The sequence below is a fragment of the Flavobacterium lipolyticum genome (assembly GCF_020905335.1).
In the GTDB taxonomy this organism is placed as follows: Bacteria; Bacteroidota; Bacteroidia; order Flavobacteriales; family Flavobacteriaceae; genus Flavobacterium; species Flavobacterium lipolyticum.
Genome location: NZ_JAJJMN010000002.1, coordinates 1,362,840 through 1,379,272 on the forward strand (window position 1 = coordinate 1,362,840; position 16,433 = coordinate 1,379,272).

At 30.7% G+C, this 16,433-nt stretch carries 13 protein-coding genes; 4 read left to right on the top strand and 9 right to left on the bottom strand.

Translation table 11 applies throughout. The features are described 5' to 3' along the window. Window positions 1–64 precede the first annotated feature (64 nt). Together LNQ34_RS23710 and LNQ34_RS22225 are read right to left on the bottom strand one after the other, a co-directional pair. Entirely contained in the window at window positions 65–166 is a 102-nt protein-coding gene (locus LNQ34_RS23710; protein ID WP_165607898.1) for a hypothetical protein, read from the bottom strand. Beyond that, the gene (locus LNQ34_RS22225; RefSeq protein ID WP_070905731.1) at window positions 145–393 is read right to left on the bottom strand and encodes a hypothetical protein; all 249 of its coding nucleotides are present in this window, start codon (window positions 391–393) and stop codon (window positions 145–147) included. The genes LNQ34_RS23710 and LNQ34_RS22225 overlap by 22 nt, the downstream gene beginning before the upstream one ends. A 225-nt stretch (window positions 394–618) precedes the next feature. Here LNQ34_RS22225 and LNQ34_RS22230 point away from each other — a divergent pair, with 225 nt between their 5' ends. Next, window positions 619–1,326, top strand: coding sequence for a LytR/AlgR family response regulator transcription factor (locus LNQ34_RS22230; protein WP_070905730.1), 708 nt, complete (start codon window positions 619–621; stop codon window positions 1,324–1,326). Between the two features lie 47 nt (window positions 1,327–1,373). Here the strand turns inward: LNQ34_RS22230 and LNQ34_RS22235 are convergent, their stop codons facing one another. The 4 genes from LNQ34_RS22235 to LNQ34_RS22250 form a co-directional block, all read right to left on the bottom strand. After that, the gene (locus LNQ34_RS22235; protein WP_230001313.1) at window positions 1,374–3,452 is read right to left on the bottom strand and encodes a tetratricopeptide repeat protein; all 2,079 of its coding nucleotides are present in this window, start codon (window positions 3,450–3,452) and stop codon (window positions 1,374–1,376) included. Between the two features lie 281 nt (window positions 3,453–3,733). Next, window positions 3,734–5,287: a cellulase family glycosylhydrolase gene (locus tag LNQ34_RS22240; RefSeq protein ID WP_089059971.1), complete on the bottom strand. Its 1,554-nt coding sequence runs from the start codon at window positions 5,285–5,287 to the stop codon at window positions 3,734–3,736. Then, a complete protein-coding gene (locus tag LNQ34_RS22245) occupies window positions 5,274–6,503 on the bottom strand; it encodes an Ig-like domain-containing protein (RefSeq protein WP_230001314.1) in 1,230 nt (409 codons plus the stop codon). Before LNQ34_RS22245 ends, LNQ34_RS22240 begins: the two co-directional genes overlap by 14 nt. After that, complete coding sequence (locus LNQ34_RS22250) at window positions 6,503–9,595, bottom strand: hypothetical protein (protein WP_070905727.1); 3,093 nt, start codon at window positions 9,593–9,595, stop codon at window positions 6,503–6,505. Before LNQ34_RS22250 ends, LNQ34_RS22245 begins: the two co-directional genes overlap by 1 nt. A 541-nt stretch (window positions 9,596–10,136) precedes the next feature. Here LNQ34_RS22250 and LNQ34_RS22255 point away from each other — a divergent pair. Genes LNQ34_RS22255 through LNQ34_RS22265 form a run of 3 tightly spaced genes read left to right on the top strand, consistent with a single transcriptional unit; the run spans window position 10,137 to window position 13,743 of the window. Continuing rightward, entirely contained in the window at window positions 10,137–11,375 is a 1,239-nt protein-coding gene (locus LNQ34_RS22255) for an MATE family efflux transporter (protein ID WP_306783668.1), read from the top strand. A 12-nt stretch (window positions 11,376–11,387) separates the two neighbouring features. Beyond that, a complete protein-coding gene (locus LNQ34_RS22260) occupies window positions 11,388–12,554 on the top strand; it encodes a glycosyltransferase (RefSeq protein WP_070905725.1) in 1,167 nt (388 codons plus the stop codon). Between the two features lie 16 nt (window positions 12,555–12,570). Beyond that, window positions 12,571–13,743: a response regulator gene (locus LNQ34_RS22265; RefSeq protein ID WP_166926329.1), complete on the top strand. Its 1,173-nt coding sequence runs from the start codon at window positions 12,571–12,573 to the stop codon at window positions 13,741–13,743. Window positions 13,744–13,951: 208 nt separating this feature from the next. Here LNQ34_RS22265 and LNQ34_RS22270 read toward each other — a convergent pair whose 3' ends face one another. From LNQ34_RS22270 to LNQ34_RS22280, 3 genes are read right to left on the bottom strand one after another with little or no spacing between them, the layout of a single operon-like run. Further along, on the bottom strand, window positions 13,952–14,272 hold the full coding sequence (locus LNQ34_RS22270) for a histidine kinase (RefSeq protein WP_070905723.1): 321 nt from the start codon (window positions 14,270–14,272) through the stop codon (window positions 13,952–13,954). Then, window positions 14,259–15,299 carry a sensor histidine kinase gene (locus LNQ34_RS22275; protein WP_070905722.1) on the bottom strand — a complete coding sequence of 347 codons (1,041 nt, stop codon included), beginning with the start codon at window positions 15,297–15,299 and terminating at the stop codon, window positions 14,259–14,261. The genes LNQ34_RS22270 and LNQ34_RS22275 overlap by 14 nt, the downstream gene beginning before the upstream one ends. Further along, a complete protein-coding gene (locus tag LNQ34_RS22280) occupies window positions 15,299–16,432 on the bottom strand; it encodes an FIST signal transduction protein (RefSeq protein WP_070905721.1) in 1,134 nt (377 codons plus the stop codon). Before LNQ34_RS22280 ends, LNQ34_RS22275 begins: the two co-directional genes overlap by 1 nt. Window position 16,433 lies beyond the last annotated feature (1 nt).

The window sequence follows — 16,433 nt, forward strand, 5'->3', positions numbered from 1 at the left end:
AGAAAAAATTAAACTACATTTTTACAATCAGTTAGTTTATTAAATTCTTCAATTGTTTTAAAGTTCAAAGCCGAATGCCTTCTTTTTTATTGTACCAAATTTCGATGTATTCAAAAACTTCAAGTCCCATCTGTTCTCTAGAAATTAATTTACTGCCGCAAAACAATTCGTTTTTAAAGATTTGAAAAAACTTTCAGCAACCGCATTATCCCAGCCTTCTCTTTTACGGCCCATACTTCTTGTGCTATTTTTATAGAAGTCAAATACATCAGCATTTTTTTTTATTTGCATATTGGATTCCTCGGTCAGAATTTGCATATTGATGTAATATAAAAATAATTTTACTCGATTTAAAAAAGTACAGCTTCCTGTAACTATAATCAAATAGAGCATTTAATTGTCATTTTGGGGAAACTTTCTAAAAAAAATCTTTTATTAACAATTCCTTTTGGAATAATAAAAAAATTAAAATATAAAATTTCCATGTTAGGTCTTAAAAAAAGTTATTATCTTGCTAATGCATAAGAAAATTAAAAAAAAATAGTTCTACGCTGCAATTTGGGTTTGTGATAACTTTTAATCCTCCGAAGGGCGTTTATTATAATATCGTCTTAAACTATGAACTGCATTATTATTGATGACGAAGAAATGGCAAGGGCCATCATGGGAAAAATGATTGAGAGTACCTCCCAGTTAAACGTGTTACAAGAGTTCTCAAATGCTATAAATGCCATAAAGTATCTTAATCAGAATGAGGTCGATTTGATTTTTCTGGATATCCATATGCCTGATTTTACCGGTTTCGATTTTATTCAAACAATTAAAAATCCTCCCAAAATTATACTGGTAACTTCTGATAAAAATTTTGCTATCGAAGCTTTTGAATACGAATGTATTATTGATTATTTAGTGAAACCTATTACAGAAGATCGTTTTCAAAAAGCAATTCAAAAAGCGAATACGACACCATCATCTGAAAAAAAAAATATTAATAAAGGAATAAATGAAGATAATATAAACGAATTTTATATTAATATTGATCGTCGTTTTATCAAAATTGAATTTGCTTTAGTAAATATTGTAGAAGCCAAGGGAGATTATATTCATATCAAGACGGAAAACAAAAACTATGTGGTTCACTCCACACTTAAAAAAATTGAAGACAAATTACCTAAAGATTTGTTTTTGAAAGTACATCGTTCCTTTATCATCAACACAAAAAAAATTATTGACATTGAAGACAACAGTGTCTTAGTCGGTAAGGATGTTATTCCTGTAAGTCGTGCCAATCGACCAGATTTGATGAAGCGTTTGAATTTATTATAGCTTTTAAATAAAAATAGTACTACTTGTTTATTAATAGTTAAAAGGTTTTACTCCTTGTCTTTTTTGACTTTGAATAAGGGTTTAGATGTCAACATCCATCTAAGACGCAAACCTACTTCTGTATATTGAAATCCAGCAGCCGTAGCAGACGCAATATTACTTTTAACACCATAAAAATTAACCAAAAAACGATCCGAAAATTTATAACCAAATTTAGCTTGCACCCGATAAGTCGATTGCTTGGCATCATTTTCAATGTATTGAAATCCTGTTGCGGCACTTAGTGTGTAAAAGATAGTATTGCTTTCAGTCGACCTTTCATCTTTCAAAAAATCAATAAAGATCTCATAAGCATTAAATTTACTTGGACTAAAATAAATTATCGGTACTTGTTTTTGAAATGCAATAAATTGATAGTTAAATCCAGCTTTCAAAATTGGTTTTGATAAAAAATTATAATATAATGAGGTAAATAATAAGTTTCGCTTGTTATTATCACTTTGTGTGCTGTAAAAATATTGTGTAAACCATCCTAATTTGAAGTTAGTGCCAATATTATAATTGAAATAAAAATTATCAGCTGTTATCTCTCTACTTACCAGATCAGCATTGAAGTTCTGTATATCTCGCTTGTAACCCACTTCTAAATCTTGCAATTTTAACGGCTTTATTTTGAAAAACACATCTGCTAATAATTGACTATACCTACTAACGAAAGATTGTGCATTACTAAAACCTAGTAAAACATAAAAATTTATTTTGGGATGAAATTGCCACTGTGCGCCTAACTCAAAGTCATTAGAGGTTGCCGAATTTTTAGTTACTGTATTTTCTGTTTTTCTGTATTGGTACTTTCCTAAAAATGTCCATTTTGTAGATATTGGAAAATTAAAAACTGTATTAGTTGCGTAGGCTTCGTTCTTTCCATTATCAAATGAATAACTTAACTTCTCTTCTACACTTGGTGTAAAATTTTCATTTATTTTTTTTAGAAATCCGACAGCATCTTTTTGGTTTTCAAAAATTTTTAAGGTTATATCAACTGCTTTATAAGCTTTTAATGGTTCGCCATTTGCAAAGTAAGCATTCGATATTCCTAAGTTTCCATCGAATGATTTTGCATCGTTGGCCAATATATTTTGGTAATCTGTAATACTTTCTTTAAAATCACTACGATACATTCCTAAAGTTGCAGAAAGGGCAAATACCCAATTTTCATTGGGATTACCAGCTTGGTATTCCTTAATTTTTATGGCTGCTTCTTTGTACTTTTTATTCCAAATTAATGCCTGAACATATCGCTCTTTTGTTTGATTTTGTAATTTTGCATCCTCAATATGCTGGCTTTTTTTTAATGCTTGTTCAGCTATAGATAAAGCTTCGCTATCTCTTTCAGCGATATGTGCAACCAATGATAATCCATTCAGAGAAAACAAACTGTCCTTTTTTGTTACTGCTAATTCTTGATATATCTTGGTTGCATTTTTTTCATCTTTAGTCATTAAATAAATATTAACTTTATTCATTAATGTTTCCTTGTCTTTTGGAAAATCCTCAAAATTTTCATCTAATAAATAAAGTGCGCTATCATAATCTTCTTGCTGTACAAATTGATTGGCATATCCCATTCGTATGTATTTCTTAGAAACCAAGGCATTTGGATTTTTAGCAGAAACTGCCAAAGCTTTATTTACATATACTAAAGCTTCCTTATATTCTTTCAAATTAGACAAAGTATTTGCATATCCTAACAAAGCCGGAAAACTTTCGGGATACTTTGCTATCAGACCAAGGTAATAAGGTTTTGCATCAGAAAATTTTTTATTCCATAACATGCATTCAGCATAATTCAGTTGGATTTCAAAATCATCGGGATACGTTTTTAGCAGTTCAGAAAAAATCACTGTAGCTTTTTCAGGACTTGAATTTAAACCGACAGCTCTGCCGAAACATAGCTTTGCCGTTTTATTATCTGGATATGTCTTTAAGATTTTGCTGAAAAAAATTTCAGCTTGGGCAAATTCCCCTTTCTCTAAATTGGTAAAACCCTCCTGCATATCTTGTGCTTGAATTGATAATCCAAGGAGAAAGCAAAAAAACAAGACTATTTCCTTTTTAATGTTCATTTTATAACATATAATTTGTAATTAACTGCAAGTTAAGTATAAACATTGATTATTCGTCCACAATAAACTGCATATCAATAAAAAAAAAAAAAAAAAAAAATCTTATAAGCAATGTGTATTTGCGTCAGAAATAAGAAACAAAAGAATAAATTAATTATGGATAACAGATAAAGTAGCAAGATGGCAGATTAAAATCATTTTTTTGATTTTTGTCAGCACTGTTCCAATTACTTCCATAAGTACATTGCTTTTTTCTGTTAGACTTTTGCCTTTTTCTAAAATCAATTATTTATATACAGGAAAGAAGGTTTCTTTTTTCCTTCTGAATCTATGAATCCAAACTGTTTTTGTTTGTTTTTGATCCACGGCCATTTTCCAGCAACTTTATCCGGAACTTCTGGAAAATCATATAAAGTCCAGGACACAAATGCAAGTTTTTTCTTTTTGAATATAGATTGCATCTTTTTATGATAATTGGCCTGAACATTTTTTGAATTACCAAACCAACTCCAAAGTCCACGATTAGATGAAAGCCCAAATTCTTGTACTACCAAAGGCTTCTTGGTTGCTTTTTCTAAAACAGCAAGCTTATCTTCAAAAAGCGAGCTATCTTCATAATAATGATACGATACAAAATCTACCTTATCTTTTAGTATCTCTCCCGATTCAATATTAGAATATCCAACAGTAACCAAATGATTAGGATCGAATTTTTTGACTGTTACAATCATTTGTTCCAGCCAGGGTTTTACATTTTGTTCCCCATGCAATTGAAAATCTAAATCAGGCTCGTTTTTAATATCCCAAGCAATAATATTTTTACAATCCTTAAAAATAGTTACGATTTTCTCTGCATGGCGATGCGTTAAAGTCCAGCTCTCTGGAGAATAATCTCCATAAAAATCAAATAATGTCACAATTACAGCTAGTTTTTTTTCTTCTGCCAAGTCTAAAACTATTTTTAACTTGTCTAATTTTTCTTGTGGAATCTCTGCTTTGCCAAATTCTTCATAAGGAACAAAAATCCTGATCGTATTGAGTTTTGCTTTCGTAATAATTTCAAAATCAGCAGCTATTGTGTCTCTGTTAAATTTATTTCCAAACATATCCCAGGCAGAATTTTTAGGATAATAATTAATCCCTTTTATGATATAGGGAACACCATTTTTTAAAATTTCATTACCTTTTACCGTGTATATCTTTTTATTTAATTCTACAGCAACCAAACTCTTTTCTTTTTGCATCCGAACATAATGCCGAATGCGCCAAAAACCATCTTCCAGCAGCATTAAAACCTTATAATTTGCAGTGTCCCGAACAGAAGCTATAAGCTTATTATCCTGATAGATATTTTGAAATTCAACTACATTTTTATCGGTAAAAACGACTTGTTGTCCGTCTTCGCTATAAAAATCTAAGGATGCATGATGTTCTATTGTTGTACTGCGGATTGAAATTTTTCTGGTCTTATTATAGGAAATAACCTGCTCTAATTGCCTCCTCGTACTTTCTGTAAAATAATCTTCAATTCCATCGTTGATATTGTTTTTGAGAGCATTATTTTTTATTACATAAGAAAACAAATAATGCTCCTCAATTTTCCGAATGGTTTGAGCTTCCATTGTTCTACCTTGATTTTTTAAAGTTTCCCAAGTTACTTTCGGTAAATATGTATTTGAGGTCTCTTTTTCCAGATGCAGCATAGAGCTTCTATCTGCTCCAGAATTTAAGTAACCTAAAATTTCACTAATACCAAATAATACCAAAACATTAATTGCAATAAATGAAATTATTAAAATTGACCGATAATTATTTTTATTGTTAATTACTATCATATTTTTTTTCTTCTACTTTTTCACTGCTTCCTAAGGTTGAAATTTCAAATGAATATTTTTTTTCTTTATAGTATTCAGATGAAATAATAAAAACGGCATAACCTTTTTCACTATCTTCTTGCAAAGTCGCTATGAGTTGATTATGATGATATACTTTTAGACTCACTTTAATTCCATCTGGAACTAACTGATTCATAAAACTACGCAATGGACCGACTATTATAGTACGATTATCTTTTGAAAATCCAAATTCAATTTTTGGATTGATCGGCATATAGTTAATTGCTATAGAATTACTTTCTGCTATTCCCGCTACATAAGCTTTTACGGTATAAACATCCTGGTGATCAGGATGCAAAATCTGAGCAGTTGCAATTCCGTTTATTGTTGTGCCAAATGATTTTAAAACCATACCGCCAGTGGTAGAAATTATAAATGACACCATCGTTCCGTCGCTTACAACATTACCAAATTTATCTTTAATGATAGTGGTTTTTAAGGTAGTAATTTGATTTCCATCAGCAAATTGATGATTTCTAATAAATGAAATCATAAAATTTGTAGCAATTCCAGCAAAAATTACAGCGTTAAATTCTTTAGTAATTGTGGCATTACATTGAGCAGAAACCAAAACGATTCCAGATTTTGTAGGGGCCTTAATTATTTTCCAAGCAATAAGGTCTTTCGTTTTTACTGTTTGAGTTGTAATTGCATTCAAAAACTGACTTCTAAAAATTACGAGAGTATTTTCAGGTTTTGGATTATCAAAGTCATCAGTAGGAATCGTAACGTACATTACAAAATGATCATCCCCTACTAACGTACTTGGTGGACCTAAATAATTTTCGATATTGGTTTTGGTACCGTTGTTGGGCAAAATTTCAAAATTTCCATGTAGTTTATTTTCTCCGTTTACTGCCAAAAACCAATCAATATGGCCTGCTTTTTCAGCATAAATTCTAGGAAGGATAAAAGTCAATTTATCATTTTTTATCGTACCATCTAAAAGTGTTTTTCCTAAAGAATGAATTAGAAATAACTTCGGTTTATTTGACGAATTTCCCTTAAAATCTAAAATTATTTTGTCACCCGCTATAAAGGTCTTTTGCTGTGTAATTAATACAATAGTACCTGTTTGCTTTTTAGGCATTAAAGTGACTGAGACCAATAATATAGTAAACAAACAAAAACTAAATATAGATATTTTATACTTCATTATCTAGGATTTCCAATGTAATTATTGATTTCAATTTTAATAAACGAATACCCTCTATGTCCTTTAACTTTTTGCATTTGTGCACTTTCTTGTCTGCTATTTCGTACTGGAATTATAACACGTCCAAGATCTTTTGATTTTAAACCATTTACAAAACAATTTTCTGTAGAAGATTTTATGATACAAGGCTTCAAATCCTTAGGCAATTTATACGCAAAATATTGCTTACGCTGAATGCGAACTCCCTCTTTTATAAACTGATGATCAACATAAACTAATTCTTTTCTGTCATTGTAATACGAAATTAAAAGCTCAGGGATGGTTACTTCCTGAATTCCGTAATTGAATAAAGTTCCTTTGATTTGGTTATCATCTATCAGTAAATCTGAAATAGCAACCGAATTATACAAGTCGGTGGTTGCCACATTTCCAGCACTTTGAATATCAAATGTTGTGGGAATATTTTTCAATTCCTTTGGCGTAAATTCATCAGGGTTAAAAGTAGTTGGTTTTACATCAGTTGGCTTTAACCACGCAATATCTTCAAAATTCACCTTAAAACTTGTGACCTCTTTTGGCATTAACTTATGTTTAATAGTATACTTAGCGTTAAATACGGCAATTGATTTATAATCTTTATCATACAAAGTAGCTTTCAAGACCACATCTGCAGGAACATTATCTATATTTTGAACTTCACCAATTACGATATATTGATTATTAATTTTTACCAAACTTGCCGATACAATTTCTAAATCTGGTTGGCGCAACACATCTTCATGATAGGTCTGTTGGGTAGTAATCTCTCGTCTCCCTTGCTTGTAATACGAATTAACATTGTCTGAAATAAATTCGTCCGGAGGAATATCGCTATCTTTTTTATCCCGAATAATAAACCATTTCCCTTTTATTTTCTGAACATCATGTATGTACTTTTTTTCAATAAGTTCTAATGGTGTAACCCATTTGGTTACAGCGCTTACTCGGGCTTTGTCTTTATTTTGCTGGATAATTTTAGTTTCGATAGCATCTAACTTCGCGTAAGAATTAAGAACTCCATCAGAAACAGAAATTTCCAGCATAAACTGAGCCACCGAGTATTCTTTATTAGGAACGACATAAGAGTGTGCCTTATCGTAAAACTTAAAATCTAAAGCATCATAATATGCTTTTACAACATTTTCTGGACTAATCTGCGTAGCATTCTTAATGTAAATTCGATATACTCCAAAACTTATAATTAGAAGTAAAATTACTGTCCAAACGTGTAGAAATTTTACCATCGGTGTTGGAAAATTAGCATAAATAATTCCAAACTTATTGAAAGAAGGTTTTTCTAAAGGCTTTATTTTTAAGGCCTGAAGCCAAATCATCTGAACATTAAGCATAAAAGCCACAAGAATGGTTAACATTGGAATAACTCCCCACATCAATTTCAAATAGATTGGTACATCATCTTTTGGAAGAATTTTAGACAATGGATGCACATTTAGTTTTTCCCATACCATAATACCATTTTCTAATTGTGATAATCGATGCCAACCGCAGAAATAGAGTATTGGATCGTAGAATTTATCGTTAGAAAAAACATATTTCAAATTGTATTTTTCAGGAACAGTTAGAAATTGCTGCAATGAACCAATACCTTCAAGTCCCCTGAATTTGGAGTTTTCCAACCGTTCTACTGCACGAGAAGTCAATTCTGGTAATCTTCTTGCCGAATGGTAATTTCCATCAACCGTCATTGCCTTTGTTTGTGTCGACAAGTAGGCCATCTGATCACCAAAACCTAATGGCAAAAACCTCCAGTGATCGTGCTGATCCTGATTTAAGAAATTGACAATTGGCAAAAAGTTAATTTTTTGTGGCTGAAAGGGTCTAAAATACCCTAAAGTCATAGTAAAAACAGCAAAAAACAAAAAGCAACCGGCAAATAATCCACCTATAATTCTGCGATAAACACTGCCAAATTTTACTTGCAAAGCCGTTCTTAAGTCACCTTCAACTAATCGGTAAACAAACTCACCAAAAAAAGGCAAACTCATTATAGAAGCCCAAAGTGTAAAGCGATCTAAGGTTAGGATATTAAAAGCATTTTTTCCTAAAATTGCTAACGGAATTGGAGTTGTGCCACCAGTTCCTAAAACAGTTAGCAAGGTTAAGGATAACCCGAAAAAAATATACCTTTTACTGTAATATCTATAAAATATATAAGGCAATATAAAAAGTAATATTCCCCAAGGTATTAAGAAGAACATCAACCCGGATGAGGTTACTTCTATAAAATTATCACGACTCCCATGCGGAATAGGAACCTGAGTAATGGGATTGGCTTTAGAATTAATCCAATAAGGCAGTATACAAAATACCAACAGAAAAACGGCACTACCACAGAAAAGAATAATACGTTTTAATAGTGACAGAAATGTTTTGCAGAATATTTTGAAAGTGATTTGCTTAAAGGAATTGACATTTCCACGAGCGGTATCCATTACTATCATTCCGATTAAAGGCAAAACGAAAAACACCATCCCGAATAAAGGTGTAACATGATGCGAACAAACAGTTACAGCCATCAAAGACAGAGATGTGAAGTAATATTTTTTTTTTCCTGTTTTAATAAAAAGATAAATCTCTGGAAGTGCATGCATCAAAACGGAAATTCCAATAATACTGGGTAACTGTCCAAAAATATGCAATGTTTCAATAAAAGAAGAAGAAACAACTGCCAGAATAGCTGAATAACCTGCAACAGCTCGATTTCCACTTATTAAAAGTGAAAATCTAAAAGCTCCTGTAATGAATAAAATAATTCCAACAATAGCCACAGTAAACATACCAAATTTCAAACCTCCAATTAAAGAAAGTAATCCAATGACCTGATGTACTAATGGAGGGTAACTCATCACATTAAAACCCGTATACCAACTATAATTCCAAGGTTCAAACCAACTGTGGGCATAATGATTTCCGAAAAAAATATGAATTAAAGCGTCGTAAGTACTTTCCAAAGTAAAAAAAATAGCGCTGCCATGGAAAGTTAATCCAAAAAGTAAGGCTACTATCAAATATTTATTAGAAGTCTCTCTCAATCGCTTTTATTTTAGATTATTGTTTTGTAAATACATCGATATCGCTCTATAGAAGAAAACAATATAACTGTACAGATATCCTTTCATCAAAAGAAATACTTACAAACATCTAAAATATCAAAAAAAAACATACAAAAGCACCAATATTATATCAGAATAATGATCTAAAGGTAATTATTAACAGAATGAGAACATTTACTGTGATATTATTTTATAAAAATATAATTCAATAAATTATATCAAATAAAGTTGAAGTTTTTTTTTAATAGGTTTTCAAATTGGCTTTAGGTTTAGAAAAAGACAGCATTACATAACCTTGTTTGTTTAAATCTATGTCTTGGCATTGATTTAAATTACAGTTAAATTTCAAAATTACAATTCATAATAAATATGTTGATTTAGTTAATTGTTAAAAAGAGGGAATTTATCCTAATAAATTTCTTTGTTACTCTTGTTAAAATTTTCTTATTTTTATTATATTTGTTTGTAAGAATCAGCCCTTTAAAATATTATTTTTATTATTTATTACAATACACTTGAATTGAATATTAAAACTACATATAGAAAGATCACTGCGGAGAATTTTTTCATGCTTACAATTTTATTTGTAAATGCAGGCAATTATTTGTACAATCTGCTATTAGGAAGAATACTTGGACCTTCTGGATTTGCTGATGCTGCAATCTTAATAACTTTGCTCTTAGTATTATCTTTTATTGGAATTACATTTCAGGTTACTGCTACTAAATATACCGTTTTACTCTCAGTAACTCAATCGCATTTCTTTTTAAAATTTATTTTTAAGTATGCAATGTTATTCGGTGTAATACTAGGATGTATAGTAGCCGTATTCAGTACTCAATTACAGGAAATTTTTAAAACCAAAACCTCATTAATGTTCATTTTGTTTGGTTTGGGACTTCCAATCTATTTTATAATGAGTATTAATAGAGGTTTATACCAGGGAAAAAATGATCTGAGAAATTTGTCAAAAACTTACTACTTTGAGATGTTATGTCGTTTGATTGTGACACTTTTGTTGCTCTACTTTTTACCTCAAATCCAATCTTCTATTATTATCTCACTAGGAATTTTAATTTCTTTTGCCTTTGGTTTGATTCCTTTTCAAAAAATAATTTACTGCAAAAACAACAAAACTCTAAGTAATAATTTAGATAAAAAATCCATTATTACATTTTTTGCTCTAACAGCCTTCTATGAATTAACGCAAATTATCATTAACAATAGTGATATTATGTTGGTTAAACATTATTTTGATAATGAAAAAGCGGGCTTATATGCTTCTTTAGCATTAATAGGCCGGGTTGTATATTTTGTTGCCTGGATGTTTGTAATGCTCCTTTTACCTAAAGTAATACATTTAAAAAAAAAAGGAGAAGATACACTTCCAATTCTGTTAAAATATGTTTTATATATTGTTTGCTTGTCTACTATAATTGTTTTAGGTACACTCTTATTTCCCGAAATTGTAGTGCAATTGATGTTTGGCAAGAAATACCTACCCATTGCTTTCTTGCTTTGGAAATATGCATTGGCTACTTCAATTTTTGCCATTGCAAATATTTTTACTTACTATTTTCTTTCTATAAATAAGTATGTACCTGTTATAATATCAGCCTTTCTGGGGCTTACACAAATAATTCTGATCGTCCTCTATCATAATTCAATCGAACAGATCGTTGTTATGCAAATCATCGCGATGACAGCATTATTATTATTTCAACTGTTTTTTTTCTTTTTTAATAACAATAAAAAGTAACATTTTTAAAACATGAAAGTAGCTCTAGTCACTGCATTTCCACCAAGTAAAGTTACACTAAATGAATATGGTTATCATTTGGTAAAAAACTTTGTTCACAACTCAGAAATAGCCGAATTAATTTTATTATCGGATAAAACACTTGAAGCGAAACAATTAGACTTTGACCAAAAAGAAAAAGTTAAAGTTAAAGAATGTTGGAGATTTAACAGTTACACCACTATTTTTTCTATTCTTAATGCAGTTCGACAAGAACAACCAGATGTAATTTTATTTAATCTTCAGTTTGTAAAATTTGGAGATAAAAAAATACCTTCTGCCTTGGGATTATTGTTACCTATGATTTTGAGATTTTTTGGATATAAAACAGTGGTTTTATTGCACAATATATTAGAACAGGTTGATCTGAAAAAAGCGGGATTCACAGAAAATAAATCCATGCAGAAGATTTATAATTTTATTGGAACTAACATTACCAGATGCATTTTGAAAGCCAATAGAGTTGCTGTAACTATTCATAAATATGTGGATGTTTTAAATGTTAAATACCATAGCCAAAATGTAATACTAATACCACATGGAACATTCGAATCGGTCAAAAATCCAAATTTTGAAATTAAATCCGGACCCAAACAAATTATGGCATTTGGAAAATTTGGAACTTATAAAAAAGTTGAAATTTTAATTGAAGCAGTTGAAATTGTTCGAAAAACAAATCCAGAAAAATTAGAGGTAGTGATTGCTGGAACAAATAGTCCAAACACAGCTGGATATTTAGAGGCGTTACAAGAAAAATATAAAAATGTTGAAGGAATTATTTTTACCGGATATGTTGATGAAAATGATGTAGAAAGAATCTTTACTGATAGTACAATTGTGGTTTTCCCTTATACATCTACTACTGGTAGTTCTGGAGTGTTGCACCAAGCGGGCAGCTATGGCAAAGCAGTTATCATGCCTGACTTGGGCGATTTGGCCTTGCTAATTAAAGATGAAGGGTATAAAGGAGAATTTTTTAATCCCGAAAGTGCAGAATCTTTAGCTGTAGCCATCGAAAAAATTATTTCAAACGATGCCTATAGAAAAGAATTAGCTATTGCGAATTTTCAGGCTGCGAGTGCCCATTCAATGGATAAAATTATAATGATGTATATAGAATGTTTCAAATCAATACAATAAACTTAAATTGAATATTATGAAAATACTAATAGTAGATGATCAGCAATTGGTTTTGTTGTCTTTAGAAAAATTACTAAGCAGTTCAGGATATGAAGTTATCAGTGCAGACAATATAATGGATGCCATTGCAAGATATGACAGTGAAAAACCAAATTTAATTATTGTTGACATTAATATGTCTAACCTTTCTAATGCGGAATCTTTGAACGAAAGTGGATCTGGTTTGGAGGTCGTCAAATATATCAAGCAAATCAAAAAAGACAGCACACCTGTAATGGTACTATCTGGTAATACTGATGAAGAAGTCATTATAAAAGCTTTTGATTTAGGCATTGATGACTACATGAAGAAGCCTTTGAGTTTAAGCGAAATTGGCGCAAGAGTAAAAAGGTTAATTGGCTCTACTATTGAAAAAAGTGTTACAGAAAAAACCAATTCGAAAGAGCGATATATCCAAAACAAATGTATTGGAGTTGTTATTCCGTGCTATAACGAAGAAACCCGTTTGTCTAGTGATGAATTTAAGTCTTTTGTACATAAAAATTTAGGATACCATTTGTGTTTTGTGAACGACGGAAGTAAAGACAATACATTAGCAGTTTTAAATGAATTAACAAAAGGGAAAGAAGAATATATTAGTGTATATGATTGCATAAAAAATGGTGGAAAAGCTGAAGCTGTTCGCCTCGGAATGTTACACTTAGCTAAGCAAAATCAATTTGATTATATCGGTTTTTTAGATGCCGATTTGTCTACCAATTTTGATGATTTTCAAGATTTGGCAGATACTATCTATAACTCTAAATACAAATTAGTTTTTGGTTCGAGAATTTCAAGAATGGGAGCTGACATTACCAAACAATCTGCAAGAGTACTGATCAGTAAAACCATAAATTATATTATCATAAAGATTCTTGGAATGAAAATTAATGATACACAATGTGGAGCCAAAATAATGACAAAAGAAATTATAGAAAAAACTTTTAGTGAAAAATTTGTAACAAAATGGATTTTTGATGTAGAGATTTTCATGAGAATGAAAAAAATATATGGTTCTGCAAAAACTCAGGAATTAATTTTAGAGAAACCTTTAAATAGATGGATTCATATGGATGGTTCTAAATTATCATTTAAAGATTCAGTAAAAATTATGGGGCAAATTGGCCAGATTGCACTCCATTACAGGTAAAAAAACTACAACCAATACTATATAGAGCAAGTCAAAAAAAACTTGCTTTGAGTTTTTTTTATTAGAGAAATGTGTTAATTACAAACAGTTAAAGATTATTTTTTATCATGTTTTTTTACATAATATATATATAAGAATGCAAGGTATAATAATACATCTATTTATTTAACCGCTAATAATAAATATACCATTAGAAAACTATGTTTTTTTACAAGTCGTTTACAAAACTTTGCATTAACTGTAAAATACGTGCAAATTCACCTTCAGATTCAAATGTGCCATTTTTTAATAAATGATTTTCATATTCTTGTGCAAGATCGTAGCTTTTTTCAAGACCTAAAATAGATATTTTATGTTTTAATTTATGAATAACCTCTGAGGCAAGTTTGTAATTCTTGCTTTCGATACTTTTATAGTATGCGGTTATTTCAAGCGGAAGTTCTTTTTTAATAATAGTAATAATTTTTTGCTTAAACTCATCGTCTTCTGCACAAAGTTGGTCAATATAATTTAAATTAGGCTCCTCCATAGTTTTTAGGTAAGGTAAAATAAAATGTTGTTCCAATGTTTTCTTTACTTTCAAGCCGGATCGAACCTTTATAGTACTCTATAATTTTGTTAACTATAGAAAGCCCTACTCCTGAATTTTGATTGTTATTTTCTAATTTCGTGAATATTTTAAAAATTTTGCCGTGGTATTTTTCAGCAATCCCTACCCCATTGTCTTTGATATAAAATTCAAAATCCTGCTCTTTTTCTGTACAGCCAATTTCAATTTGACCTTGAGCCTTATTGTTATAGTGAATACTATTTTCAATTAAATTTTGCATTAATTGCTTGAATCGCCAGCTATTTCCCTTTATTTTTGGTAAATCATTAATTATTGAAATTTTAATATTTTTCGGAGTATGAATTTCTCTCTTAATTTCGTCAATCACCAGATTAAAGTCAATTAACCTTTCTTCTGATTCTACTTTGTCTACAGTAGAATAATCTAAAATTCCTTTGATGAGCAAATCCATTTTTTCCACATTAAGTAATACCTGATTAAGCGAACTTAAACAACTTTGCCTCATTAGGTCTTTATTATCCTCAAGAACCCAATTAATAAGAGTATCTATATTCCTGAGTGGCGCTTTTAAATCGTGAGAAACTACATGAGCATACTCGTTAAGTTCTCTATTTTGGTTCTCTAAACTTAACAACAATTCTTCTCTTTGCTTGTTCATTGCCACAATTTCTATGGATTGCTTTTTTAAGAAATCAGACTGATTAAAATCTTTTTCATTACCCAATTTTTCGGCATCCAAATTCATAGAATTTAAAATCTCTGTCAAATTTGAATTTATTTCTTTTAAACTATTAGCTTCCTCTCGCAGTTTTTTATTGGCTTCAAAAAGCTCATCGGAACTAATTTTCATCGCACGTTGAAACATACTCATCTGATCCTCATGATTATCATAAGATTCATTGACTGCCTGCAAAAAATACTTTAAATCTTTTAAATGCTCAGGGTTTATAAATTTGACAATTTGCCTTTTTAGTAGCGTATTCATTATTCACTGATTAGAGTTAAAGTCATTGTTTGGTTATGCAACTCGCAAAAAGTATTATCGCTAAATGGAGCCATTTCGCCATAAGAGTAAAACCCAGTAATCGCTACTTTATTTCCTATTATTTCCTGAACGTGCTCTATTTCCTCTTCAACCCTTTGATTCATAACTAATTTTCTTCCCACACAACTTACTAGTAAAGCAAGTTGTGGATGATTCTTTCTATTTTTCATTGCTAAAATGGCCGCTTGAGATGCTCCCTCTGCGATAGCATCTACTGAAGCCATCATGAGCTGTACTTTGGCATTCTCGGGCGCATCTCCAGCTAAAATCATGGACTGATCATCATTATTAATATTTAAAATGGTACGAACAACAGCTTGCAATTTGCCTTCAGGAGTAACGTTTAAAGGGTACAACAAAGAAGCTTGCGGCAACTGATTGGCTTTGTCTCCTAAGTATTTTTTATACAAATCCAAAGCAGGTTGTCCATCTATCTCATACAATACATTGGCTTCTGATCGGGTAATAATTCTTTCGGGACCAAAAGAGCTCCATCCTCCAAAACTCGAAAACGAAATTTCTAAAGTCTCGCCATAAAATCCAATTAAAACAACTTCTCCTTCTTTTGGATTTTCTTTGTAAGAAGCCAACGTTTTCTCAAATTTCGCGTCATCTCCACACATACCGCCCGAGATAGAAACTTTATTTTGAATACAATTTTCAAACCCCTCAATAAGCGAACTTCCGTTTACGAAACTTCCTTCTGAAAGTACAAATAAATGCTTTAAATTTTTTTTCGGTATCTGTTGATAAAGAGAATCCCCTAAAGTATTCGCATTTTTTTTGTAATTAAAAATATTATCCGTTCTAATTTCAAAGCTGCTTTTTTCAAACTCTATAGCAGTAACTACGATAGAATCATCAAATACATTTGCATCGATAATTTCGCCTGCTGTAGAACCAAATACCAGATGTTCGTAAGGAAACTCCTTTCTAATCGCTTCAATGACTTCCAGACGTTCTAATTGCATTCTGTTTCCGAAAACAAGTACAAGTGGATTTTTTAATTCCCCTTCCTTTTTCAGATACTCCCAATTTTTATTCTTTTTTTTATACGCTTGAATTATTTTCATA